The organism is Methylobacterium sp. J-026, from assembly GCF_022829585.1.
GTDB lineage: Bacteria > Pseudomonadota > Alphaproteobacteria > Rhizobiales > Beijerinckiaceae > Methylobacterium.
Map to the genome: position 1 here is coordinate 1 of NZ_JAKSYC010000216.1, position 21,994 is coordinate 21,994.

Annotated in this window: 23 protein-coding genes; 11 read left to right on the top strand and 12 right to left on the bottom strand. The window is 65.0% G+C overall.

Annotated elements, in window-relative coordinates; all coding sequences use genetic code 11:
• Nucleotides 1-328, top strand: a 328-nt coding sequence (locus MKK69_RS19375) for a hypothetical protein (RefSeq protein ID WP_243970529.1), incomplete at its 5' end; no start/stop codon positions are given.
• 175 nt (nucleotides 329-503) lie between these two features.
• On the opposite strand, the gene MKK69_RS19380 is transcribed toward MKK69_RS19375, so the two are convergent.
• Entirely contained in the window at nucleotides 504-800 is a 297-nt protein-coding gene (locus MKK69_RS19380; RefSeq protein WP_243970531.1) for a DUF3761 domain-containing protein, read from the bottom strand.
• 608 nt (nucleotides 801-1,408) lie between these two features.
• On the opposite strand from MKK69_RS19380, the gene MKK69_RS19385 reads away from it, so the two are divergent.
• The 3 genes from MKK69_RS19385 (at nucleotide 1,409) to MKK69_RS19395 (ending at nucleotide 2,956) form a co-directional block, all read left to right on the top strand.
• Complete coding sequence (locus tag MKK69_RS19385) at nucleotides 1,409-1,792, top strand: hypothetical protein (RefSeq protein WP_243970533.1); 384 nt, start codon at nucleotides 1,409-1,411, stop codon at nucleotides 1,790-1,792.
• 568 nt (nucleotides 1,793-2,360) lie between these two features.
• The gene (locus MKK69_RS19390; RefSeq protein WP_243970535.1) at nucleotides 2,361-2,618 is read left to right on the top strand and encodes a hypothetical protein; all 258 of its coding nucleotides are present in this window, start codon (nucleotides 2,361-2,363) and stop codon (nucleotides 2,616-2,618) included.
• Nucleotides 2,619-2,716: 98 nt separating this feature from the next.
• Nucleotides 2,717-2,956, top strand: a complete 240-nt coding sequence (locus tag MKK69_RS19395) for a hypothetical protein (RefSeq protein WP_243970536.1) — start codon at nucleotides 2,717-2,719, stop codon at nucleotides 2,954-2,956.
• 122 nt (nucleotides 2,957-3,078) lie between these two features.
• Here the strand turns inward: MKK69_RS19395 and MKK69_RS19400 are convergent, their stop codons facing one another.
• A complete protein-coding gene (locus MKK69_RS19400) occupies nucleotides 3,079-4,056 on the bottom strand; it encodes a hypothetical protein (RefSeq protein WP_243970538.1) in 978 nt (325 codons plus the stop codon).
• Between the two features lie 341 nt (nucleotides 4,057-4,397).
• Here MKK69_RS19400 and MKK69_RS19405 point away from each other — a divergent pair, with 341 nt between their 5' ends.
• Complete coding sequence (locus MKK69_RS19405) at nucleotides 4,398-5,252, top strand: hypothetical protein (protein ID WP_243970539.1); 855 nt, start codon at nucleotides 4,398-4,400, stop codon at nucleotides 5,250-5,252.
• A 45-nt stretch (nucleotides 5,253-5,297) separates the two neighbouring features.
• Here MKK69_RS19405 and MKK69_RS19410 read toward each other — a convergent pair whose 3' ends face one another.
• Nucleotides 5,298-6,596: a helix-turn-helix domain-containing protein gene (locus MKK69_RS19410; RefSeq protein ID WP_243970541.1), complete on the bottom strand. Its 1,299-nt coding sequence runs from the start codon at nucleotides 6,594-6,596 to the stop codon at nucleotides 5,298-5,300.
• Between the two features lie 265 nt (nucleotides 6,597-6,861).
• On the opposite strand from MKK69_RS19410, the gene MKK69_RS19415 reads away from it, so the two are divergent.
• Complete coding sequence (locus MKK69_RS19415) at nucleotides 6,862-7,440, top strand: hypothetical protein (protein WP_243970543.1); 579 nt, start codon at nucleotides 6,862-6,864, stop codon at nucleotides 7,438-7,440.
• Here MKK69_RS19415 and MKK69_RS19420 read toward each other — a convergent pair.
• The 8 genes from MKK69_RS19420 to MKK69_RS19455 form a co-directional block, all read right to left on the bottom strand.
• The gene (locus MKK69_RS19420; RefSeq protein WP_243970545.1) at nucleotides 7,381-8,013 is read right to left on the bottom strand and encodes a hypothetical protein; all 633 of its coding nucleotides are present in this window, start codon (nucleotides 8,011-8,013) and stop codon (nucleotides 7,381-7,383) included. The two genes, MKK69_RS19415 and MKK69_RS19420, sit on opposite strands and share 60 nt — an antisense overlap.
• Nucleotides 8,014-8,021: 8 nt before the next feature.
• Nucleotides 8,022-10,757 carry a hypothetical protein gene (locus MKK69_RS19425; protein ID WP_243970547.1) on the bottom strand — a complete coding sequence of 912 codons (2,736 nt, stop codon included), beginning with the start codon at nucleotides 10,755-10,757 and terminating at the stop codon, nucleotides 8,022-8,024.
• A 3-nt stretch (nucleotides 10,758-10,760) separates the two neighbouring features.
• The gene (locus MKK69_RS19430; protein ID WP_243970549.1) at nucleotides 10,761-11,207 is read right to left on the bottom strand and encodes a hypothetical protein; all 447 of its coding nucleotides are present in this window, start codon (nucleotides 11,205-11,207) and stop codon (nucleotides 10,761-10,763) included.
• Nucleotides 11,207-11,503: a hypothetical protein gene (locus MKK69_RS19435; protein WP_243970551.1), complete on the bottom strand. Its 297-nt coding sequence runs from the start codon at nucleotides 11,501-11,503 to the stop codon at nucleotides 11,207-11,209. The genes MKK69_RS19430 and MKK69_RS19435 overlap by 1 nt, the downstream gene beginning before the upstream one ends.
• A gap of 2 nt (nucleotides 11,504-11,505) precedes the next feature.
• On the bottom strand, nucleotides 11,506-11,874 hold the full coding sequence (locus MKK69_RS19440; protein ID WP_243970552.1) for a hypothetical protein: 369 nt from the start codon (nucleotides 11,872-11,874) through the stop codon (nucleotides 11,506-11,508).
• Nucleotides 11,871-13,337 (bottom strand): phage terminase large subunit, encoded by a 1,467-nt coding sequence (locus MKK69_RS19445; protein WP_243970553.1) that lies wholly within the window; start codon nucleotides 13,335-13,337, stop codon nucleotides 11,871-11,873. The genes MKK69_RS19440 and MKK69_RS19445 overlap by 4 nt, the downstream gene beginning before the upstream one ends.
• Nucleotides 13,330-13,923 (bottom strand): HTH domain-containing protein, encoded by a 594-nt coding sequence (locus MKK69_RS19450; RefSeq protein WP_243970554.1) that lies wholly within the window; start codon nucleotides 13,921-13,923, stop codon nucleotides 13,330-13,332. Before MKK69_RS19450 ends, MKK69_RS19445 begins: the two co-directional genes overlap by 8 nt.
• A gap of 123 nt (nucleotides 13,924-14,046) precedes the next feature.
• The gene (locus MKK69_RS19455) at nucleotides 14,047-14,319 is read right to left on the bottom strand and encodes a hypothetical protein (RefSeq protein WP_243970555.1); all 273 of its coding nucleotides are present in this window, start codon (nucleotides 14,317-14,319) and stop codon (nucleotides 14,047-14,049) included.
• 83 nt (nucleotides 14,320-14,402) lie between these two features.
• Here MKK69_RS19455 and MKK69_RS19460 point away from each other — a divergent pair, with 83 nt between their 5' ends.
• From MKK69_RS19460 to MKK69_RS19470, 3 genes are all read left to right on the top strand, one after another.
• Nucleotides 14,403-14,843: a hypothetical protein gene (locus tag MKK69_RS19460; protein WP_243970556.1), complete on the top strand. Its 441-nt coding sequence runs from the start codon at nucleotides 14,403-14,405 to the stop codon at nucleotides 14,841-14,843.
• A gap of 135 nt (nucleotides 14,844-14,978) precedes the next feature.
• A complete protein-coding gene (locus tag MKK69_RS19465) occupies nucleotides 14,979-15,272 on the top strand; it encodes a type II toxin-antitoxin system ParD family antitoxin (protein WP_243970557.1) in 294 nt (97 codons plus the stop codon).
• Nucleotides 15,250-17,325: an ATP-binding protein gene (locus tag MKK69_RS19470; protein ID WP_409564838.1), complete on the top strand. Its 2,076-nt coding sequence runs from the start codon at nucleotides 15,250-15,252 to the stop codon at nucleotides 17,323-17,325. The genes MKK69_RS19465 and MKK69_RS19470 overlap by 23 nt, the downstream gene beginning before the upstream one ends.
• Before the next feature lie 157 nt (nucleotides 17,326-17,482).
• On the opposite strand, the gene MKK69_RS19475 is transcribed toward MKK69_RS19470, so the two are convergent.
• The gene (locus MKK69_RS19475) at nucleotides 17,483-17,692 is read right to left on the bottom strand and encodes a hypothetical protein (protein WP_243970558.1); all 210 of its coding nucleotides are present in this window, start codon (nucleotides 17,690-17,692) and stop codon (nucleotides 17,483-17,485) included.
• 226 nt (nucleotides 17,693-17,918) lie between these two features.
• On the opposite strand from MKK69_RS19475, the gene MKK69_RS19480 reads away from it, so the two are divergent.
• Both MKK69_RS19480 and MKK69_RS19485 read left to right on the top strand, forming a co-directional pair.
• Nucleotides 17,919-18,743 (top strand): Crp/Fnr family transcriptional regulator, encoded by an 825-nt coding sequence (locus MKK69_RS19480; RefSeq protein ID WP_243970559.1) that lies wholly within the window; start codon nucleotides 17,919-17,921, stop codon nucleotides 18,741-18,743.
• The gene (locus MKK69_RS19485; RefSeq protein ID WP_243970560.1) at nucleotides 18,740-21,925 is read left to right on the top strand and encodes a PAS domain S-box protein; all 3,186 of its coding nucleotides are present in this window, start codon (nucleotides 18,740-18,742) and stop codon (nucleotides 21,923-21,925) included. Before MKK69_RS19480 ends, MKK69_RS19485 begins: the two co-directional genes overlap by 4 nt.
• Nucleotides 21,926-21,994: the final 69 nt, after the last annotated feature.

Genomic DNA, 21,994 nt, shown 5'->3' on the forward strand with positions numbered 1-21,994 from the left:
CACGATGTCGAACCCAGCCAAGGGACAGCACGGCGATGGCCAGCGCCACAGCACGATGAGCGCCCAGGAACAGAAGGCCGCCGAGGTCCAAGAGGCCGGGAGCGCAAAGGCCAACGCAGGCCACCCTGAGGTTCTCGAAGGTGGGAAAGCGGAGTCGACGACCGAGGGCAAGGGGCATCCCAAGTCGGCGGCATCGAATGCACCGGCAGGCGGGACCAACGACGCGGCCACGAGCTCGGCGACAGTGGGCAAGGCTGAGAAGGAGGCTGCAGCTGCGGCTGGCGCCGAAAAGGAGCAGCACGGGCGCGGACACCGGAAGTCGGAGTAGCCTTCCCGCATCGAATGATCCGCTCGGCCCCGCCCCGATCTGCTCACGGGGCGGGGGAGCGTCCGATCTCACCAGCGGTCGAGCCGATACGCAACGCGGCTTGGTGACAGGATGGGGCTGGGCGGTTACCGGGCCGTGCCCAGGACCGGTGACAGCCGGTGCCAGCTCGGGAATCCTACGGACAGCAGGTCTGCGCAGCGCCAATCGTGCAGCTTACGCCACCATGGCGCGAGCAGGCACCTCGACGGTGCTGCGCGTAGCTCCAATCGCCGTCGCCACAGCGGTAGTTGGCGTCGCGCGGCGGTGGGCAGGCCGCGGCCTGCGGGCGCGGGACGGTGCAGTCATCGACGTTCTGGTAAGTGCCAGCCTTCATCTCGTCCGGCGTAAAAATCGTGCACTCGCGTGCCAACGCCGGACCAACGTGGTCTAGGATGGCGCCGGCAAGCAGCACCGCCGCGATATGCTTGAACATCGTCCGCGTGTCCCGGAATCTGCCCCAACGGCACGGTGAAGCTGGGTGCGGCCAAAGAAAAGCCCCGCGCGGCTGAGCCGGCGGGGCTTCGTTGCAGCAACTGCGAATGATGCAGTGCCTCAGAGCCGCGACCCTCGCCTCTGGACCCAGGTCATCGAGGGCCGCCGCATACGATGGCGCCGCATCATCCGCACTGGGGCAACCATGCTGGACGTCGCCGTAATGCCTGTGACAGGTCCGGCGGGGACAGCAGCTGCCGGCAGAGAGAGAATAGCTAGGCCAGTCGCAGCGAGCGACGCAAGTGCTAAGATGCGCATGGAGTTTCTCCGGACCTCAGCGCAGGAGGTGCGCATCAGACCGAGAGAGTCATCGGCGCATCCCATTGGTTCAACTGCTCCCGTCCGCCTCGCCATCTGCCGCTCGCCGTCTTGCATGGGATCGCGGATGAGGTTGGTGAACGGACCTGATGTCAGCCACGCGGGTGGGGCGTCATTTGAATAGGGGTAGTGCTCCGGAGCACACCGCGAAATGACGTCTGGTGATTAACCACATCTCGCACCTACAGCGCCGATGGGACTATGCGGCGGAGGTGCTGGAGGGTCTCTATCATGTTGACTCGCACCGTCGTCAGCCTCGCCGCCCCCGTCTTCCTCATCGCCTGCTGGGCTGCTCCGTCCTTGGCACAGCCGGCCGCCAATGGCGGGCCGAAACTGCTCATCCACGGCAACTACTGCGGCCCGGGCAACAATGCTCCGTTGCCGCCGATCGACGCTCTCGACGCGGCCTGTGCCCGTCACGACGCCTGCACGCCGGATGTCGGCCTGCCCTCGAAGGCTTGTAACCTTCGGCTGGAGCGCGAGGCAAAGGCAGTCGCCCGGGATCCGCATCAACCGGATGATGTGCGCTCCCTGGCGGACGTTGTGGCGAGCTTCGCCGCATCCAATGCGTCCAGTGCGGCTCGGTCGATGCTTCCGGCAATGTCGGCTCGGTAAGGGGCGGACGCCCCTGTCTCCTGCTCTCGGCGCAGCCCTACGAACTCGGACGGGTTGCCGAAGATGGAGCCTTGGTATCCTGCCGGGGGGGCGCACAGCTCTCGCGGCCAGGAAGGGCGCTTTGCACGATGCGGGATGATTATGAGAACCTCGCTGATCCTGTGGCTCGTGGTGGCGTTTGCGTGCAGCGGGGGTACCGCGGCTGTCGCACAGAGCGGGCGGGCCCGGAGGGCAGCTCCTCGTGCGACGATCGAAGCGCCGCAGTTCGGCTACCCGCATCTACCGATCACGACGCTGCGTCCCCCAGATGACGGCATCATCCACTGGAATACGCCGAACAAGGACGGCAATCTCGGCGGTCCCGGGGCGGGTGGAAGTGGCGGCGGCGGAGGCTGAGTTATTCCGCCTTCGCCATCTGCCGCCCATGGTTCTGCACCACGTCGCGGAAGAAGCGCCCATCATCGCTGCGCGTTAGCGTGACGCAGGAACGGACCCGGTAGCGATCGGTTGACCCCGCTCAATCAACGAGGGCCACCAACCCTGAGCCCTCGGTCACGGTAGAGCTACGATGGCGAAGGCTGGTAAGCACGGAATGCACCCCGGGACCCAGGGCAAAGGATCCGGCTCTGGAGCTATGACCGAACTGCCCGAGGGCGTGCTCGGCGACAATGAGGTGTTGAGCAATCGCGACAAGGCACAGCACGGCGACGAGCGTGGTCTCGACAGCAAAACGGTTCAGACGGAGCAGTACCAGGATCATTCGGCCAACCAGGTCGGTGCCGACGGTGCGACTGCGCCGGCCGATGAAAAGCCCTCTGATTCCTGATGCCGAGGATTGCTGAAGCAGCATAATCCGCGACGGCGAAAATTGGTACGGCATTGCTTGCCAGCTGCCCCAGACAACCGGTCATAAAAAACCCTGTCGTGGCGCTGAGCCTGCCGGGCTGCTGCATGATCAACCAAGGCGGCGGCAAGCTCAGTTCTGTCTGCTGGTGCCATCGTCCGCCCCCGGCTCAGCACCACGTCCTTAAGCAGGTTGCCGACAAGCGGCGGGCGATCTCAACCGATCAGACTGAGCGAGAATCCGCGCGGGTGGTGGAGGCGGGCGAGCCATGCAATGATGGTCTGCAGGCGGACCGTTATAGCGAACAGGCCGCGGCGTAGTTCCCGGACGTGTCGGTCAAGCGTAGTCTGCCCCAAATCACCATCCGGCCGACGGTTGTCAGCAACAGGTGGTAGTTGAACCTCTACGACTCAGAGTGCCGACCTTCCTCTCACTTCGCATGTCATGGAAGAGGTGGTAGACCGAGCTGCCGCTCGACAATTGTGCATTCTTCGAGCGTTGGCACGGGTCCATATTTTGGGTCCTTGAGAAGACAATCGCGCAATTTGCGCTTGAGTGGGTTTTTCATAGCTTCAGTGTACCCCTCCAAGGATCGCAGCATGCTGTTAGGATCTCCGCCGACGCGGATCACGCCGTAGACTAAGCCCTCGACGTTCGTGAGAGAGTCACCGACCCGGGCGCTGAACTGTTCGGGCGTTTCTCCCAAGCGGGCAGCGTAGTCTCTCACGGCGGCCTTCGCGCGCCAGAAGGCGCTCTCTTGGTCGGTGTTGCTCGCGGCTGGTGCCGCATTCTGGACTGTTGACCCAATCGGTGGCGCAGGGGTCGCCTGAACCGGCGGTGGCGTTTCGGCCCGCTGATTATCGCTCGGACACGCGACGCTCTGATCCAACCGCGCGGACTTTGACCACTTACACTCGGTTGGTAATTCGGCCACCGGGGTTGGCGCTGGTGTCGTCGGTGAAGTTGCTCCCGGATCGGTTCGTGTCACAGTGGCGGAGTAGGTCAGTACGAGCCGAGCGTGCGGGCTGTTTGCGAGATAGCTCAGAACCGCGCACGAGTTTGACGCGCGGTGTGGTCCTGGGCCGCGCAATACAATAGTACCTCGCGTCACCTCTCCGCCGATCACATCGTACCCAGCCGGCGGGCAACCTGCCTTGAAGGCGTAGGCACGGCCGACAATTTGACCGCCTTTGTAGGTTCCCTCAAACAAGATAGCGCCGGGAGATATGCCAGCGGCCGCCAAACCGGGGCGGGGCGTTGAATAAGTCGCCTTGATCGCGTCACCCAACACGGACCAGTGGATCACCGAGCCGTTGTGCTCGTATATGTCGAGCGAGTCCGCAGTTGCAGGAAAGGCTGCTGCGATCCAGCTTGTCGAAATCGCGATGATGACGGCCGCTGACGCGAATTCAATCTTCATCGCGATCACCTGAACCTAGGCTGCCAAGACACAGCCCAGCTAACCGCGTTGCCCGTAGCCAGGCAATGGGTTAGCGTGGTGAGACGAGGCGTGTTGCAAACCGAGCTGTGGGCCGCAGAAGGCGTCTACCGCCCCGCTTTCATGCCTTATTCGCCGTTGGAAGCCCTAGCTCGGCGACCTGACGGAGGGCGCTCCCGGCCAGCATCCCATTGTGTTCGGCCATCGCCGGGATGAGCATGCGCTGCTGTGTCTTGAGGCGTTCTAGGAGGTCGGTGAGCTTGTCAGACATGAGTGGGCTGTAACGGCGAGGATGCCAATCCGACAACGCGGAGGGCGGAGGCATGCTGGTCGTAGACGAAACGCAGACCGATCTTGCAGCGCTGATCATGGCCGACTTTCGAGGCCTACGGGCACCCACGACGCCCAGCAGGGACCTCGTGGACTGGCTGCACTACCGGGCGCGGCACGTCGCCGAGCGGACCCGCCAAGTCGTCAGGTCAAACGAGGTCGAGACGCATCGCGGCACTTACCCGGCGATTGACGAGATCGCACACCATCTCGCGAACGGCCTCGACGTGTCCCCACGGCTGAGCAACTCCATCCGCACAAAAGGGAGCAATCCGCGCGCCGATCTGATGTTCAACCAATGGCAGGTGAGCCACTTCCACCTTGGCCCCTGGCTGGACAACCCGCGGCGTGTAGAGCGCACCGGACCCGTGCTATTCGCCCACATCGCCGCGGACAGGGCGATACTATTGGACGTTCAACCGCACGGGTCGTGGACGCAGACCAATCTGCTCCGGATCCTCCTGCGCATCGATCCGACCACGATGCACGACATCGGCCCGTCAGGCGCGACAACCCTGACGGATACCGACCATAAGACGCTACGGGGCAAGCACAGCAACGCCACGGTCGATATCGGTGGGCGCAGCTACAACCCACCCGGCTGGGCGATCATGGCTTCCGGCGATAGCATGCGCTTCCGCGTCCTAGCCGACTACCTTGAGCACCTCATCGGCAGAACGCTTCACCAGATCCAGGCGAACAGCTTGCCGCCGGGATTGATGCAACAGCTCGCCGGCCAGATCGGTGTGCCTGTCCGCCTCGGGGTGCGGTTCGAGAGAGGGTTGCTCATCCTCTACGAAAAGAACCGTGGGCTCGACCTGGCGGCACCGAACATGGTCGTAGCCTGACGCCCTTCTCCAACGCTCCGTGATCAGGAGTGGCAGCTCGGCGGCCTACGCACCTCGAGGCAATAGGGCATCCCACGGCGCAGTGACGGCATTCTGCCAGTGCCGGCCGCAAGCATTCGAGATATCGAGCAAGAAGGTGGAAAGTAAGGTGTCGAACTCGGAGCGGCTTCCTACCGTCAGACGGGGAAGCAAGGTTTTGTACTCCGCATCAGTTGCGCCATGCGTTGCGAATTTGTTTTCACCATAAAGGAATACTCTGCAGCCATTGAGGCCCCGAAGCTCCAGTTCGATGCCATACGGCAAATTATCGGAGCCGGTGTGCTTCCGGAGATGTTCGATTTGGCAAAGGGTTCCAGCGATCAGTTGTGCGATCCAGTCAAAATATATGTCCGAACCGTAATCGCTGCCGCCCTTTTCGTATCGAGCATGGCTTAGAAAGAATTCTATCAGCCCGTCGCTTCGTAGCACGCGGTGGAAAAACCTCTGTCTTTCCTGGGAGTCAGGCGCAAGCGTGAGTGACCGGAGCCGTGGCTTCGGATCCTGAGCATAATCCAACGAGGGATACGTTGATCGCATCTCCTGACCATCGATAGTGATTTTGAATGGCTGGCCGCGCCACCACAACTCGGGTCGCGAAGTCAGATATGCTACTTGGTGCGCAACCAACGGGACTGCGGTGGCTCTCACTTGGATGGGAGCTTTATTTCCAGCCGTAGATATAGCCTGGGTGCGCTGCCACCAAGCGTCAGATGCCGCTTCGCGCTCGGCGAACATGCGCTCTATGCTATCACCGAACCGCGCCAGTGACAGGGTCAAGTCTTTGATCTCGCGCACATCCATTTTTGCAGCTCGTTCCCCCCGTCGGACGTAGAATTCACGGGTCGTGCGAAGGCGATGCGGTCCGTTGTGCGACTTCGCGGCCCTCAAGACGACATAGCCAGCGCCCGTTGCATCGGCGACCACGCCCTGCGCCATGAGGAGAGGTAGCCGCGGCTCTACGACGTCCTCGGCCGCATCAACGAGACGAAGCGCCAGAGCTTCACAATGCGGCAGCGTCTCCAGCCGATCCGCAACACGCGGCTCCCCCTTCGTCTCGTGCAGTCCGAGTACCAGCGTTCCGCCATCTGCGTTCGCGAAGGCGACCAGTTCGGCTAGGATCTCGTCTCGAGCTAGATCGCCGACACGGTCCCCTTTCACGATCCACCGATCCGCGGTCTCCGGCTGACCCTTCGTAGGCTTGAAGGGCAGTGCGCCTTTGAATTCCAGCTCGTTCGTCTCACGCGCCTTGGCCGCCACTAAGGCATCAAGGTCACCTTTCGTGATCGCATTGATAGGCTTGCTCAAGATCGACACGGGGTACCCCAGATGCCAAGAGATGCCGACCCGCCCATAGCTCGGCAACGGACGAGGCTTCCGCAAGTGTAAGGCGCAGCTTAAGGTTGAGCTACTGTTCGCCAACGGATCAGAGGCGTCGATGAAAGTGCGAGCGCTGGGCGCGGCCTTCCTGCTTGCGGTAACGCCTTGAGCGACGCCCTCGTTGGCTGGCCCACCGGTGGAAGATGCTCTGAAGCTATGCCGATCCGATACTGTCTATGGCGACAGCCTGAGGATGTCGGTCGAGGACGCGCTCAGGAAGGAGCAAGGGTCAGAGCCGGACGAGGCGGATGTGGAGGCGATGTTCAAGCTCGCGGAGGACACCGGGGTCACCAAATGCCTGACGAGCCTGTCGGACGACCCTACCATCTTCCGTGCGCTCACCGGTCTGACAGGTTTTGCGCTCGAGTCCGGGTGGGACGCTTGGCGGAGCCAGTGTGGTAGCGTCACCGGTCCGAAGGGGCCTTGCATTGAAGCGGAAGGGCGCGCGGGCCAAGACCTTCAGAGCATCAACGCTGATCCCACCTCGCAACGGATTTCTGGGATTTGTCAGAACCTGATTTCGGATCGGAAGCCCAAGAACGCGCCGGAAACCGAGAACCGGACGTGGCTCGCCTGCCTCAAGGCGGGGGTAAAGGTCCATCCGACGGCCCACGCACTCGATGAATGCCGGTTCGTCTCCGCATCAGCCAGCACGCCCGTGGTCGACACGATGGTGCGATGTTTCCAGGACAAGGCGAATCAGCTGAGCGGTCTAGGTCAACGCCATCCCGTTGTTCTGCACACCGCCCTGGCCGTTGATGGTGCCGGTTGAGTTCACGTTCCCGGTCACGTTCATGTCGCCGTCAAAAGTGTGCGACTTGGCCTTGTAGGTGAGCCCCCCCGAGCCGGCGTCCACCGTCACCGTCTGGTTGTTGCTCTTGATCGTGACGTTGCCGTTCGCGTCGAAGGCGATGCTCCCGCCATCCTTGTGCGTCACGGTGATCGCACCGTCCTTAGCGAGGAAAAATGAGCCGCCAAGCTGGTGCTTCATCAGGATTTCGCCACTCTCGACCCGAGGTGGGCTGTCGGAGACGGAGAAGTGCTTGGATTTCGCGACCGGTAGGCTCGGGTCGCCGCCATCGAAGTGGATGTCGAACACGTCGCCATCGAGCGCCTCGGCGGTGCCGACGTTCGGGCCGACCATAATCCCATAGCCATCGCCCGCGTGCATCGACGTGAGCGGAACCCAGCCGCTCTCTACCATGGCCGGAACGATCATGCCCTTCACCGCATGGATGTCCGGGTTGTAGCTGGTGGCGACCAGCGTCCCGGGGCGCTGGTACTGCTGGACGACGTTCATCGCCTCGCGCCGCATCACCTGAATGAATTCGTACATATCGACCATGGCTCGCCTCAAGCTGCGTGTGCCGCATCGGTCCCAGGCGGACGCCAACTACCATGACCGTCCATGGCCCCAACCGATCCCGGGAATCTCATGCTGTCTGACTGATGCCGGGTGACAGCGGACGCCATCTTCCGACCGTCCACGTGCAGGGCGGTGTGCACGACGACTTCGCGCTTCTGCGGAGGCGGCCCTGCAGTCGGCATCTGTTGGGTGACGGGATTGTAGCGCTCGCCACGGCCGAGGGCGCCGCGGAGCCGGGGATTGTAGTCCGACCAATTCCGGATGCCCTTGCCGTTGTGCAGCAAGACCTGCGCGACGCGGGCCTGATCTGCCAGGCTCGCCGACATGGCGTTCGGCGCGGTGATGCCGAGCCTGGGAGCGATCTTCCGCCAATTCGAGTTGGTGATCTGGTAGTAGCCCTGCGCCGTGTGTGTCCGGTCGCCGATGTAGTTCATTGTGTTCCGGCCGCCGCTCTCGTACTTCGAGATTAGCCCGAGCAGGTTGGCGTCGCTGCCCGTCATGCCGGGAGGGACGATGCCATTGCCACCAATTCCGGACCCAAGACCGCCGCCGCCCAGGCTGGCCTTCTGAATGAGACCACCGAGCCCGCCACCGCCAAAGCTGGCCGGCTGAACGCCTGAACCACTCATCGCGGTCAGGAACCCGCGTAACAGGCCCATGGCAGCCGCCGCCCCGGCCGGCTCGAACGGGCCAGTCTTGAAGCCGTCGGTGGTGGCGAGCGCGGACTGCTTACCGACCGTCTCGCCAGCCGTCTTAGCCTCCGGCGAGCTGAACCAGCTCTGGATCCAGTTCCGCAGCCACGGGGTCGTCTGCGGGATCGCGGTGTCCAAGTGCTCTCCCGTCGCCGGGTCGATCGCACCCGGGCCTTCCTTGCGCGCGATGCCGGGGAGCGTCTGCCCTGTCGCGTAGCCAGCGAAGGCCCCGGCCGCGATTGTCCCAGCCGTGATGCCGGTCAGCCCGAGCCCGGCCAAAACACCGCCGGTCGCCGCGGTTTTTGCCACGTCCGCCGCAATTGAGGCCCCGCCGATCTTTGCCGCCGCGGCATCGAGTGCGACCGCTGCCGCCGACAGTTGGGTTGCCGCGGCCGGAAGCCCGAAGCCTCGCATGGTCTGCACGGCTCCGAAGCCGAGCAGAGATGCACTGGCACCGACGCCGCCGAGGGTCGCGGCCGTGCCGAGCGCCGGATGATCTTTCACCATGTCGGCGAGGCCAGCGATCCCGCGGGCGAGCGACATCATGGATGCCGAGACGGCCGGGGCGTCGCCGAGCGCTGTCTTGAGGGTCGTGAACGCCTCGCTTAGCGCCTTCGTGCTGGTCTGGAGATCCTGGCCCGAGCCGAAAATCTTATCGTAGCCCTCGCCGCCGGCCATGGCCTTACGGTAGCGATCGGCGACGATGCCGACCTGTTCGTGCCCCGACAGGTACAGACCCATCAGCCGCCGCGCCGTGTCGGTGCCGACCGAGCGGTACAATTCCTCGTTCTGCTGCTGCCGACCCGTGATGCCGTGCTCCTGCATATGCGGGCGGATAACCTGCTCCATGAAGGCGCCGAAGCCGCTCTTGGTCAGCACGTCGTAGCCGACGATGGCCTTGGTCGGGTCGGTGATCTTGATGCCGCCGGCGTCCGTGGTCTCGGTGCCTGAAGCGTTCAGCAGGCCGAGTTCCTTCAGCCGGCCCGCCTTGCCGCCGGTCATGACGCCGCCGAGGAACTGGCGCCCGACCGCGGACAGCGACGTACCCGCCCGGGAGCCGCCCATGTCCTCAATGCCGGCCAGCATCGTCGTGAACAGGTCCTCACCCGACATGCCCTTGGCCATCGAGCCAGCCTGCTTCGTGAAGGCAAGCATATCGTTCGAGGTGATCAGGCCTTGGGCCGCCACCATCGCCTTGGTGGCGTAGTTTAACTCCCCGCCGAACTTGCTCACGTCGATCTTGTGGGTGGCCTCGTCGATGGCGACGCCGCGCAGTTCGATGAACTTGAAGAGGCGCTTCATGTCCTCTTCGGAGCTACGGCCGGTGACCGCCTCCATGATGCTTTTGGTCTTGGCGACCTGCGGCAGCATCATCCGCGCGCCGGCCTCGTCGCCCGTAGCGCCCGACAACTCGCGCAGGAGCTTCATCTGCTCGGCCACGCCCACGTCCGGAACCATCACGGCGGACCGGAACGCCGCCGATCGCGCGGCAGCGACATCGGAGGGTTTGGCACCGCCGAGCCGATAGAGGTTCAGCTGCCGCTGCAACTCGCCATTGGCATGCAGCAGGCCGCCGACGAGCCCGTGCTCGACGTTCAGGCCGGCATAGACGCCGCTGTGCTGCGGCCCCATGGCGATAGTGTCGAGCAAGCCGCCGCCACCGTGACCGCCGCCGCCGTACCTGATGCTGCGGCCTCCGCCGCCACCCATACCGCGCATCTGGCCCTGCAGCTCGGACAGGGAGCGCCGAAGGCCGGCGACCTCCGAGTTTATGCCGGCAAAAGCGCCCTTGAACTCCCGGTTCATGACGCCGGCCACCTCGGCCGAGACGCCACGAAGCGCTTTGATATCGGTCGCGAACTTGCCGACGCTTTCGAACAGACCGCCGCCCAAACGTAGCTTATTGAGCCTGCCCTGAGTTTCCGCGATCTCCTTGTGGAAGATGCGGAGGGTCGAGACAGCTTCCATAAGCTGGCTCTGAAGCTTGCCCTCTATCGTGAGGGCGAACGCGGTCTTGTAGATGTCGGACATCCGCTAGTCCCTCCCGCCAATGTGCTGCTGGATGCGGCGACCGACGATCTCGACAAGGTGTGGGTCGTGCTGGGCCTTAGCCGCGCCAAGAACCGGACGAGGCGGCATCCGGGATGTGCCCAGTTCGAACCAGGCCGCCCGCTCGTCGTTGCTGCCGACCTCCGCGCGGGTCGGGCCGTCGACATGCTTCTGGAACGTCTCGGCGAACTCGCCCGTCCGGCGCAGCGGATCGTCGGGCGTGAACCCCTTTCGAGTTCGATCCTCGACGGTGGCCTCGGCGAGGGCCGGCCATGCCGGATCGGACTGATAGTTGCCCGGGATCTCCTTCACCTTCTGCAACAGGAAGGTGGTGGCATCGTCCAGCGCGGCCTGCTGAGCCTGAGGCAGGCTGTGCGCGACACCTTCCAGGAAGGTCGCCAAGGCCCCGATGCTGTTGAAGGTGCGGGACATCAGCCACCGCCCTCCAGGCTGGCGATCCCGACGAGCTGCGAGGTCAGCCGTTCGAGGTCGGCGGTCGCGCGCCGGAAGGCGGCCGCGGCCGGGATAGCCCAACGGTCCAGAGCTTCGGCCTCCGCCGGGGTAGCGCCGCCCGCTGCGACCATCTTGACCGCCGTGGCGTTCATCACCGCCGCCAGACGGGCGTAGGCATCGCCCACGACAGCCGTCTGCGCCATCGCCGCGTCGAGCGGAGCAACGGGGGCGGGTTCCTGCCAGCGGCTACGGGCGCGGCGCTCAGCGCGGTTCATGGCTACGCTGCCGCGCCCTTTTTGGCGTCCATCTGGGCCACAGACCAGTCGCCAGACGAGAGGCGGCCCAGGCTCGTCAGGGTGTTCCTGTAGGTCAGGGCCAGCCCATACCCAATGGCCCAGCCGTCTCGGACGCGCGTGTCGCTGGCCGTGTTGATGGCCTTTTGCACCTCACCAATGTGATGCAGGTACTTCGGAATCAACTCGCCCCTGATCACGGCCTGGGCAGCCTGCGGTCCTTTCTCCTTGTGGATCTCGCGGGCCTGCGCCGCGAGGGCGGAGATGTTCCGCATGGTGCGGGCCAGGGTGCCATCAGGCCCGTGCCGATCCCGAACGCGGTAGAGCATGTTGTCCAGTAGATCGTCTCTCATCGTGTGGTGCTCCGGACTGTAAGGGATGCGATTTCGGCCTCCGAGACGCCGAACTCGGCGACGGCACGGGCGGGCGAGCAGTGGCCGAGGCGCACCGCATCAAGAGGGGCAAGGCGATTGAGACCTGGGTGGCCTAGCGCGCCACCGCCCCTGGTGTATCGGCCTACCAGTTGGTCGGCTGTGTAGGTCGGGGCCTGCTTGTCGACGGCCAACTCGGTCACGGCCCAAACCAACGCATCGAGGCGGTCGGGTGAAGGACCGCCGGCCACGTAGCTCGTCATCTGTTCTTCGAGCTTGGGAAAGCCGTCGCCGACGTGGAGTACCTTGCCGGTGGCGTAGAGCGCGCTCACGGGCTCGGCGCGGGTGATCTTGCCACGGCTGGCATGGACGCCCTTGTAGGCGACGGAGGCGTTCACCGCCCGGATGGTATTCTCCACCATCGCGCCGCCCTGATTGGTTTCGGCGACGATGCGGTCAGCGCTATGAGCTTCGTAGAGGCCGATCGCCCGTGCCGCCCACTCGGTCGGGGTGAACCGGCCGGTCGCATCCTTCAACACATAGACCCGCTTGTCGGTGCCGAGTCCCGCCACGACGATGCCGGTCTCGGCCGCGCTCTCCCCGCTGCTGACGGCCGGGTCGATCGCCACCACGATCCGCTTGAGATCAGGAACGTCCTTCTCAGCGACACGGCACCGCTCGATCATGTCGATGGTCCAGAGCGCCCCTTCCAGATCCTCGACGTACTCGCCCAGGAGGAACCGTCGGCGCTGGCGCGGCGGCAAGGCGTCGAGATCGGTCAGGAATTCAGGGCTGAGGTTCGCGAAGTTGTCGATCGGGTTGAGAAAGGCCCTCGCGTAGCCGTCCGGGTTCTTGACCGGCAGCTTCGTGATCGGGTCGCGCTTCTCGCCGAACAGGCGGTTGGTCCAGTGCGTCTTCTCGACGGGGTTGAGATCGACCAGAATGCGCTGCTGAAGCCCGGGGATCACCTGCGCGAGGCGGGTGAACGCGATCACCGCGGAAGCGTAGGGGATCTGCGACGCCTCGTTCAGGAAGATCGTCACGTACTCCTGACCGAGGATCTTCTCGACGCGATCCTTGTCGTCCAAGCCGCCGATCCAGATCTGCGAGCTGTTAGGCAGGGAGTAGTAGCCGTCCTGTCGGTGCTCCGTCAGTTCGGCGTGCGGGAAGCATTTGGCGCGGACCTTCTGTAGGGTATCGAGGGCGACCGAGGCGCGCGCCGCATTAGCCCGAAATCGCAGGATCGCGTGCCGGGAGCCCGGATAGGCAAGCGCAGCCTCCAAGATCGACCGGACGATGAGGAACGTCTTGCCGGAGCGGGTGCCCCCTACGAGGCACTTGTAGCGGCTCGGGCCGTCAAGCACGTCCTGCGCGACCTGCTGGCCGGGGCTCAGGTCGATCTGTGAGGAGAGCGCAGCCTCCAGGCGGTCGAAGATCTCACGCAACGGCGCGTTCTCCCTCAATCATCGGAGGCTCGTCGGGCTGCTTCAGTTCGCGCATCAGCGCGAGCAGATCCGACTTCGCCTCGGGATACCGTCTGGCGATGCGGACCAAGCCGGCTTCGAGCTTGCCGAACTCGGGCGAGCTGAAGATCGCGACCGAACTGCGGATGGTGACGCTGGCCGCCGAGCGCTCAATCTCGCCCGTGAACTTGCCGATCTCCCGATCCGCCTCCAGCACGGCCCGGGTCAGGCTCGCCACCGCATAACTGTCGTTGCAGGCTTTCGCGATGAGGAGCTGCTGCTCCGCTATGTTCCGGGCTAGCTTAAAGTGATCCAGTAGTAGGCCGTTTTCTTCGGCCGCGCGCTTGGCAAGTTCTTCCCGCGGGACGTCCAGAACGAGCGAGGCTCGATACTCGGGCGTCAACGTCTCCATGTGCCGGTAGATGGCATCGCGGGTCACGTTGAACCGAGACGCGAGCTTGTCCGCACTCACGCCGGCAAGCCGACCCATCTCGATATCCACCTTGTTGGGGTGCTTCGAGAGGAAGCCCTTCGCCTTCCGTTTTCTCGGCCGATCGCCGGTCGCCATGCCGTCCGCTCATCATAGACAGCGCCTATCGAGCGCTGGATTTACATAAGCTAAATCCTATCGCTTGTATAGGTTCCAGGTGTGACGGTCGAATGCCAAGTGTCGAAGCATGTCGCTTCGTCGTCATGCCGCCCCAGAAGCGTCCGCCCAAGCATCCGGCGGCGGCCATGCGCCGGACCGTTCGCGCATCATCAGGTGCCATAGGATCTGCACCATCGCGAGATCTTCACCGCGACCGAGTTCCTCCGCGGTGCAGTTCGAGAACCGCGCCTCGATCAGGCTGGAATGGCGATCAGGGAAGGCGAGATGGAACCTGCCGCCGTCGTCCTGGCGCACGGCATGAGCGAGAAGGAAGCGCGCAACGGCTTCCGTCCGCTGAGCGGATGGGTCCGACATGGTAGCCCTTTCGGCAGGTGTGGCGGGTGGTAGGGTGCTGGTCGCAGGCGCATGCGCGTGGCGCGCGAGGCAAGGCGGACCCGATGAATTGGAAACGCGGCTTGCTACGGCTGTGGCTCGTTCTGACCGTCGCGTGGGTCGGCTTGTGCGCGTTCGTCTTCGATGTGCCGACCCTCTGGCACAACGCGACTGCGCCAATCATCATCAAGGCCGGCAATTACGAACTGGAATTTCCGCTGGACTCCACCCGGGCGGAAATCATCACGGCTATCTCGGGCTTCGTGTCCGAGGAACGGGCGAAGGGCTACAATCCCGTCATGGGCTCGGCGAACGATGAGCCTAGCAAGGTCGCCGAGGATGTCGTCGGCAAATACGATCGGATCAGCTTGCCAGTGCGCTTATGGCGCGTGTTCCTGCCGCTGCTACTTACGGCGTTGCTACCACCTATCGCCGCCCTGATGAGTGGATACGCATGCGCGTTCGTCGTTCGCGGCTTCCGGTTCGAACCCACACCTAAAGTCTAGTGGTCGAAATCCGACAGTTGGTACCGGCTGCTTCCGACCCAACCCGGTCGCCGAGAGCGCCATCGGCTCTTCCCGAGAGCGGTCATCCGTTGACCACTCGCCAACTTCGGCTCGGGGTGGGAAGCGGACGTTCCGATGGGCGCTTCGATCGCGGGCTGGAAGCACCCAGGATTGCGCCTGTGTGACCGTGATACGCTTGTAAGAATAAGTCCCATCAGGCACGGCTCGTTCATGTCCGTGCGCCGCACCGTCACCGTCTCGATCACTCCAGAACAGGACGCGCTCTTGCGCGCCTTTCTCACATCCGGCCGCTATCGCAGCGTCAGCGAGGTCCTGCGCTCTGCGCTTCGCCTACTGGAACGTGACGAGGCATCCGCCCTCGCTGCGATCCAGCGCTCGGCTGCGCATGGCGAGGCAAACCGTGGCTGACGCAACAGGCCAGAAGGCCGCGTTCCTAGCTGGCGGAGGAGAAATGGGTGCGCGGATACGTGCCTATGATTGGGCAAGTACGCCCCTTGGCCCGGTTGAGGGATGGTCGCAGACGCTCTGCACCCTTGTGCAAATAATCCTTAGTTCGGCCCACCCTATGCTATTAGTTTGGGGGTCCGAGCGTATAGTTTTATATAACGATGCTTCACTTCCGATGTGGGGTGGTATTCATCCATCTGGTCTGGGTGTCCGCTACCTGAGAGACGTGTTGCAAGAAATTCGCGGAGATCTTGGTCCATTAGTTGAAAGAGCGTTTAAAGGTGAAACGGTTCACCTAAGTAATCTTCCTGTTACGTTCAATCGTCATGGGTATATGGAAGAATCAACTTATTCTTTCTCTTATACTCCAGTAACGAGGATGGATGGTACTGTTGAGGGTTTATTGTTACCGATAATTGAGACTAGCGGGCAAGTCTTCGCCGAGCGAAAACTCCGTGAGTTGAATGAAACGCTCGAACAACAAGTCATCACCCGTACGGCTGAACTTGACCGGGCATGGCAGCTTTCCCAAGAACTGTTGGCGGTCGCCTCGCCAAAAGGAGTGATCGAGGCCGTCAATCCGATGTGGACCGCGGTCCTCGGCTGGGAACGGCACGAGTTGGTCGGCCAGCCGTTCATGGATTTCACGCATCCCGATGACCTGGAACCCACGCTCGACGCCTTCGCCAGCATCTTCGAGCGGCCGTTGGTAACGCCGTACGAGAACCGCTACCGCCATAAGGACGGGTCGTATCGCTGGTTCGGTTGGACGGGCACGTTCGAGAACGGAAAGGTCTACGCCTCAGGGCGACACATCACGGTCGAGCGGGAACAAGCCGAGGTGCTGCGCCAATCGCAGAAGATGGAAGCGGTTGGGCAGCTTACCGGCGGGTTGGCACATGACTTCAACAACCTGCTGGCAGGCATCTCCGGTTCGCTGGAAATGATGCAGACTCGTATACAGCAGGGCCGGTTCAACGACGTGGAGCGGTATATGACGGTGGCGCAGGGTGCCTCGAAACGTGCCGCTGCGCTGACGCACCGCCTGCTCGCGTTCTCCCGCCGTCAGACGCTGGACCCCAAGCCCACCGATGTCACACGTCTCGCTATGGGTATGCAGGAGATGATCCAGCGTACCGTAGGTCCAGGCATCCCCGTCGAGGTGGTCGGTGCCACCACGACGTGGCCCGCGTTGGTGGACCCCCCGCAGCTTGAGAACGCCCTGCTCAACCTATGCATCAATGCCAGGGACGCGATGCCGGACGGCGGGTCGATCACCATCGAGACCGCTAACAAGTGGATGGACGAGCGGGCGGCTCGGCAGCACGACATACCCGAGGGCCAGTACCTTAGCCTGTCCGTCACCGATACCGGTACGGGTATGCCGCCCGAGGTAATCGCGCGGGTGTTCGAGCCGTTCTTCACGACGAAGCCCATTGGTGAGGGCACTGGGCTCGGCCTGTCGATGATCTACGGGTTCGCGCAGCAGTCCGAGGGGCAGGTGCGCATCTATTCCGAGGTCGGCCAAGGTACGACCGTGTGCATCTACCTGCCTCGTCACTACGGTATGGTCGAAGACGAGACGGTGGCGGAAAGGATTGCGGACCTGCCGCGCTCAAAGGACGGCGAAACGGTACTGATCGTGGACGACGAGCCATCCGTTCGCATGCTGATCACCGACATCGTTGAAGACCTCGGCTGCGCAGCCATCGAGGCGGGCGACAGCGCCACGGGCCTGAAGGTTTTGCGGTCTGACGTGCGCATCGACCTTCTGGTCACGGACGTAGGGCTGCCGGGTGGGATGAATGGTCGGCAGATGGCGGACGCTGCCCGAGTGGTACGTCCGGACCTGAAAGTGCTGTTCATCACAGGCTACGCGGAGAACGCGGTCCTCGGAGCCGGGAAGCTCCCGCTGGGCATGGCGGTACTTACCAAGCCGTTTGCCATGGACCAGATGGCCGCACGTATCCGCTCGATGATCGAGGGCGCGAAGGAACAGGCGCGGCGAGCCTAATCCAACGTCCGCAACGGGTCGGACGCGGAAGCGTCCGTTTGCCGATCGTCTACCGGACACCCGGGAATGACCAAGTTAGGTTAAGAGCAGTCCGGCGGCTCTCCATTCCCAGGGGCCTTATCGCGCTTCGAACGTCCCTTGAACAAGGGGCGAAGACCTATCGCAGGGTGGACGAATCACCATCCTTGAGGGGGCGGTCCTCTCCATCACGTCCCCCGACCGAGACATGGGAGTTCAGGCGGTCCAGGTGCTCGAAGACATGCTCGAAGGCGCTCGTGACGGCCTGCTCGAAGGAGCCGTCGCCCTTGCCCATGGCCGACTTGAGCCCACTCAGCAGCGCGTGGTGCTTCTCGGTATCGCTCGACATGGCGGTCCTCTCTGCCGGTCGGACGCCGGCGCCGATAGGCAAGCCCCGCTCCCGCCGAGGGTTCCGATGTCCGAGCCCGCCGCCCCCGTCGTCCGCGGAGGGGACGTTCCCCTACATCCTGACGTGATCGTGTCGCAGGCTGCGAATTGTAGGATTGTGGGCTGAGGAACCCCATGGCAGGGATAGCCCCGTCGACGACCCGCCGTCGGCCGGATTTCCCCTCCCCATGCCCAGCGACCCCGGTCACCCGTTCGCGGGCAACCTGCTCCTCGCCGCGCTCGCGGCGTCCGACGTAGCCCTGCTTGCGCCGCATCTCGCCCGACGGGAGCATGCCCGGGGTGACGTGCTGTTCCGCGTGGGCGAGGACGTCTCGCACGTCACCTTTCCCCTGGACCGGACCGTCGCCACCCTGCTGGTGCCGATGGGCGGCGACCGTACCGTCGAGACGGCGACGGTCGGGCACGAGGGCGCGATGGGCGGCGTCGTCAGCCACGGCTACCTGCCCGCCTTCACCCAGTGCGTGATCCAGGTCGATGGCGCGGTCTTGCGCATGGATGCGGAAAAGCTACGCGAGGCCAAGCGTGCCTCCCCGACGCTGAACGACCTGTTCGTGCGCTACGCCGACTGCCTGCTCGCCCAGGTGCTGCAGTCGGTCGCCTGCAACGCAGCCCACCCCATCGAGCAGCGGGTGTTGCGCTGGCTGCTCGGCCTTCAGGACCGGGTCGGCACCGACGCCCTGCCGATCACGCAGGTCGTGCTCGCCGGGATGCTCGGCATCGGTCGGACCTACGTCACCACGGTGCTGACCAAGCTCCAGGACCAGGGCCTGATCCATATCGGGCGCGGCCGCATCCACATGCTCGACCGGGCCCGGACCGAGGCCGCCTGCTGCGACTGCCATGCCCGGGTGCGCGGGCATTTCCGCACCGTGCTCGGGGCGATATACGCGCCGGACGGCGAGATCGTCGCCGTCGAGGCGACCGAGCCCGGGACGCCTCCGCCTCCTCGACCAGACGCCATACTTCCCGAGCTACGGGAGGCCGGCCGATGACCGCCCTGACGCCTATCCCGTTCGAGGTCTCCCTCCCGTCCAGGCTGGCGGCGCTCGACGCCTACGGCATCCTCGACACCCCGCCCGAGAAGGGTTTCGACGACATCGTCGCCCTGGCCCGGAACGCCTGCGGCACGCCCGTCGCGCTGGTGAGCCTCGTCGCCGGCGACCGGCAATGGTTCAAGGCCCGCGTCGGGTTCGAACTCTGCGAGACGACGCTCGACAAATCGGTCTGTGCGCACGTCCTCGGGCAATCCGACCTCCTCGTCGTCCCCGACGTGAGGGAGGACCCTCGCACCCGGGACAATCCGCTGGTCACAGGCGACCCGTTCATCCGGTTTTACGCCGGCGCCCCGTTGCAGGCTGCCGACGGCGCATGCATCGGCTCCCTGTGCGTGATCGACGTCGAGCCGCGCCCCGACGGACTGACCGCGGACCAAGCCGAGTCCCTCAGGGCGCTTGCCCGCCAGGTCATGTCGCAACTGGAACTGCGGCGGTCGCTCGTCGAGCGCGACCGCCTGCTCGCCGCCCAACGCGCGGCGATGACCCAGCACGAGGCCCTGCTCGCCGCCCAGGCCGCCGTCATGGGATCGGGCGGGCGGTTCGACGACGTGCTCGACGCGGTCGTGACCGGGGCGCTGCGGGCGCTCCCGCAAGCCGAGGGCGGCGTCGTGGAGATGCGGGAGGGCGAAAACCTCGTCTACCGGCGGGCGGCCGGGAACCTCGCCCGCCATGCCGGCCTGCGCCTCCCGCTCCACGGCAGCTTGGCGGGGGCGTGCCTGCTGTCCCTGCAGGCGCGGGCGGTGGCGGACGTCCTCGACGACCCCGACGTGAAGCGCGACCTGATTGAGGACCTCGGGTTGCGGTCGTGCGTCGTCGTCCCGATCACCCGCGACGGCGATGGCATCGGCGTCCTCAAGCTCCAGTCCAGCCGGGCTGGCGCCTTCTCGCAGCGCGACGTCGAGGTCGCGGGACTGTTCGCCGGCTCCGTCGCCGCCGGGCTCTACCGGGTCGGCGAGGCCGAGGCCCGGCGCAGGGCCAAGGCCACCGAGGACCGCTACGAGGCGGTGTTCAACAGCGCCATCGACTACGCGATCATCGTGATGGGCCTCGACGGGCGCGTCGACGACTGGAACGAGGGCGCCACCCGCATCATCGGGTGGTCGCCGGCGGAGATGGTCGAGCGGCCGGCCGACGTGTTCTTCACCCCCGAGGACCGGGCGAACGGCATCCCCGCCAAGGAGATGCAGGCCGCGCTCGATCACGGCCGGGGCGTCGACGAGCGCTGGCACATCCGCAAGGATGGCACGCGATTCTGGGCCAACGGCGAGATGATGGCGCTGCGCGACGAGGCGGGCACGGCCATCGGCTTCCTGAAGATCCTGCGCGACCGCACCGAGCAGCGCGACGCCGCCGCCCGGCTGCAGGAGAGCGAAGGATTCCTGCGCAGCGTGCTCGATGCCTCCGCGGATTGCATTAAGGTGCTCGACCTCGACGCCCGCCTCGAATTCATGAGCGAGGGCGGCCGGACGGTCATGGAGGTCGACGACTTCGACGGCATCGCCGGGGCGGACTGGACCGGGTTCTGGGACGAGGCGGGCAAGGCCGAGGCCCGAGCGGCCGTCGATGCCGCCTCCGCGGGCGGCGTCGGGCGCTTCACCGGGCCGGCCTGCACGATGAAGGGGAACCGGAAGTGGTGGGACGTGCAGGTCACGCCGATCCGGGGCGGCGACGGCGCGGTCACCAAGCTGCTGGCTGTCTCGCGCGACGTCAGCGCGAACCGGAAGGCCGAGGAGGCGCTGCTCGCCAGCGAGATGCGCTACCGCGACCTGTACGAGAGCATCGACGCGGGCTTCTGCGTGATCGAGGTCAAGCTCGACGCGACCGAGCGTCCGCTCGACTACCGCTTCCTGGAGGTGAACCCGGCGTTCGAGCGGCAATCGGGGCTCAAGGGCGTCCTAGGCCAATGGATGCGGGGTCTCGCCGACGGCCACGAGGAGCACTGGTTCGAGATCTACGACCGCATCGCCCGGGGCGGCGCGCCGGAGCGGTTCGAGCACGTCGCGAACGCGCTCGGCGACCGGTGGTTCGAGGTCTACGCCTATCCGTTCGGCGAGCCGGGATCGCGTCAGGTCGCGGTGCTGTTCAACGACATCACGGCGCGCAAGCGCACCGAGGACGCGCTTCGTGCGAGCGAGGCGAGCCAGCGCTCGATCCTGGCGACCGTGCCGGTGGGGATCCTGTTCGCCGAGGCGCCGTCCGGTCGCGTGGTCGGCGGCAACGCCTTCATGGAGACGGTGATCGGGCGTCCGACCATCGAATCCGTCGACATCGAGGGCTACGCCGAGTGGGTGGCGTACCATGCCGACGGACGCCGGGTCGCCCCGACCGAGTTCCCGGTCGCCCGGGTCATCCGCGAGGGGCTGGAACGCTCCGAGCTTGAGGTCGAGTTCGAGCGTCCGGACGGCAGCCGCGTCTGGTCCCAGATCGTCGCCACGCCGGTCCGGGACGCGGCCGGGGCTGTCAACGGGGTGGTCGCGGCCATCTCAGACATCGACGCACGGCGGCGGGTCGAGGAGCAGCGCGACCTGTTGAGCGCCGAGCTCAGCCACCGGATGAAGAACCTTCTGGCGATGGTGCAGGCCATCGCCGCCAACACCCTGCGCGGCGCCACCGACATCGACGTCGCCAAGGAGGTGCTGGCCGACCGCCTGATCACCCTGGGCAAGGCCCACGACCTTCTCCTGGGCGGCGCGGCCGAGCATGCCGCCATCGAGCCCGTCATCCGCGGCGGCGTCGGGTTGCAGGACGACGGCTCGGACCGCGTGCTCTACCGCGGCCCCCCGGTCGAGATCGGCGGCAAGGCCGCGCTCGCCCTCGCGCTGATGACGCACGAGCTCGCGACCAACGCCGCCAAGTACGGCGCCCTCTCGACCCCCGAGGGCCGCGTCGAGATCGACTGGGCCTTGCGCGAGGAAGCCCCGGGCCCGGTCCTGACGATATCCTGGCGCGAGCGCGGCGGACCAGCGGTGGTGCCCCCATCGCGAAAAGGGTTCGGGTCGCGGCTGATCGAGCGCGGCCTTGTCGGCGCTGTCGACGGTCGGATCGCGCTGACGTACCCGTCTGAGGGGGTGTGCTGTGTCGTCGAGGCACCACTTCGTAATTTCCAGGATGTCCTGTGAGGTCGCGCCGCAACATGGGACGCGTCCCGCGGTTGTCGCTCCGGCCCCGTTTTCCAGGACGGCCAAGAA

Coding starts and splice junctions, on each gene's coding strand:
- MKK69_RS19480 (WP_243970559.1), top strand. CDS start 17,919: ATGCCCAGCGACCCCGGTCACCCGTTCGCGGGCAACCTGCTCCTCGCC.
- MKK69_RS19425 (WP_243970547.1), bottom strand. CDS start 10,757: ATGTCCGACATCTACAAGACCGCGTTCGCCCTCACGATAGAGGGCAAG.
- MKK69_RS19385 (WP_243970533.1), top strand. CDS start 1,409: ATGTTGACTCGCACCGTCGTCAGCCTCGCCGCCCCCGTCTTCCTCATC.
- MKK69_RS19400 (WP_243970538.1), bottom strand. CDS start 4,056: ATGAAGATTGAATTCGCGTCAGCGGCCGTCATCATCGCGATTTCGACA.
- MKK69_RS19475 (WP_243970558.1), bottom strand. CDS start 17,692: ATGTCGAGCGATACCGAGAAGCACCACGCGCTGCTGAGTGGGCTCAAG.
- MKK69_RS19405 (WP_243970539.1), top strand. CDS start 4,398: ATGCTGGTCGTAGACGAAACGCAGACCGATCTTGCAGCGCTGATCATG.
- MKK69_RS19420 (WP_243970545.1), bottom strand. CDS start 8,013: ATGGTCGATATGTACGAATTCATTCAGGTGATGCGGCGCGAGGCGATG.
- MKK69_RS19450 (WP_243970554.1), bottom strand. CDS start 13,923: ATGGCGACCGGCGATCGGCCGAGAAAACGGAAGGCGAAGGGCTTCCTC.
- MKK69_RS19390 (WP_243970535.1), top strand. CDS start 2,361: ATGGCGAAGGCTGGTAAGCACGGAATGCACCCCGGGACCCAGGGCAAA.
- MKK69_RS19430 (WP_243970549.1), bottom strand. CDS start 11,207: ATGTCCCGCACCTTCAACAGCATCGGGGCCTTGGCGACCTTCCTGGAA.
- MKK69_RS19415 (WP_243970543.1), top strand. CDS start 6,862: ATGTCGGTCGAGGACGCGCTCAGGAAGGAGCAAGGGTCAGAGCCGGAC.
- MKK69_RS19465 (WP_243970557.1), top strand. CDS start 14,979: ATGGGCGCTTCGATCGCGGGCTGGAAGCACCCAGGATTGCGCCTGTGT.
- MKK69_RS19460 (WP_243970556.1), top strand. CDS start 14,403: ATGAATTGGAAACGCGGCTTGCTACGGCTGTGGCTCGTTCTGACCGTC.
- MKK69_RS19435 (WP_243970551.1), bottom strand. CDS start 11,503: ATGAACCGCGCTGAGCGCCGCGCCCGTAGCCGCTGGCAGGAACCCGCC.
- MKK69_RS19455 (WP_243970555.1), bottom strand. CDS start 14,319: ATGTCGGACCCATCCGCTCAGCGGACGGAAGCCGTTGCGCGCTTCCTT.
- MKK69_RS19380 (WP_243970531.1), bottom strand. CDS start 800: ATGTTCAAGCATATCGCGGCGGTGCTGCTTGCCGGCGCCATCCTAGAC.
- MKK69_RS19485 (WP_243970560.1), top strand. CDS start 18,740: ATGACCGCCCTGACGCCTATCCCGTTCGAGGTCTCCCTCCCGTCCAGG.
- MKK69_RS19470 (WP_409564838.1), top strand. CDS start 15,250: ATGGCGAGGCAAACCGTGGCTGACGCAACAGGCCAGAAGGCCGCGTTC.
- MKK69_RS19440 (WP_243970552.1), bottom strand. CDS start 11,874: ATGAGAGACGATCTACTGGACAACATGCTCTACCGCGTTCGGGATCGG.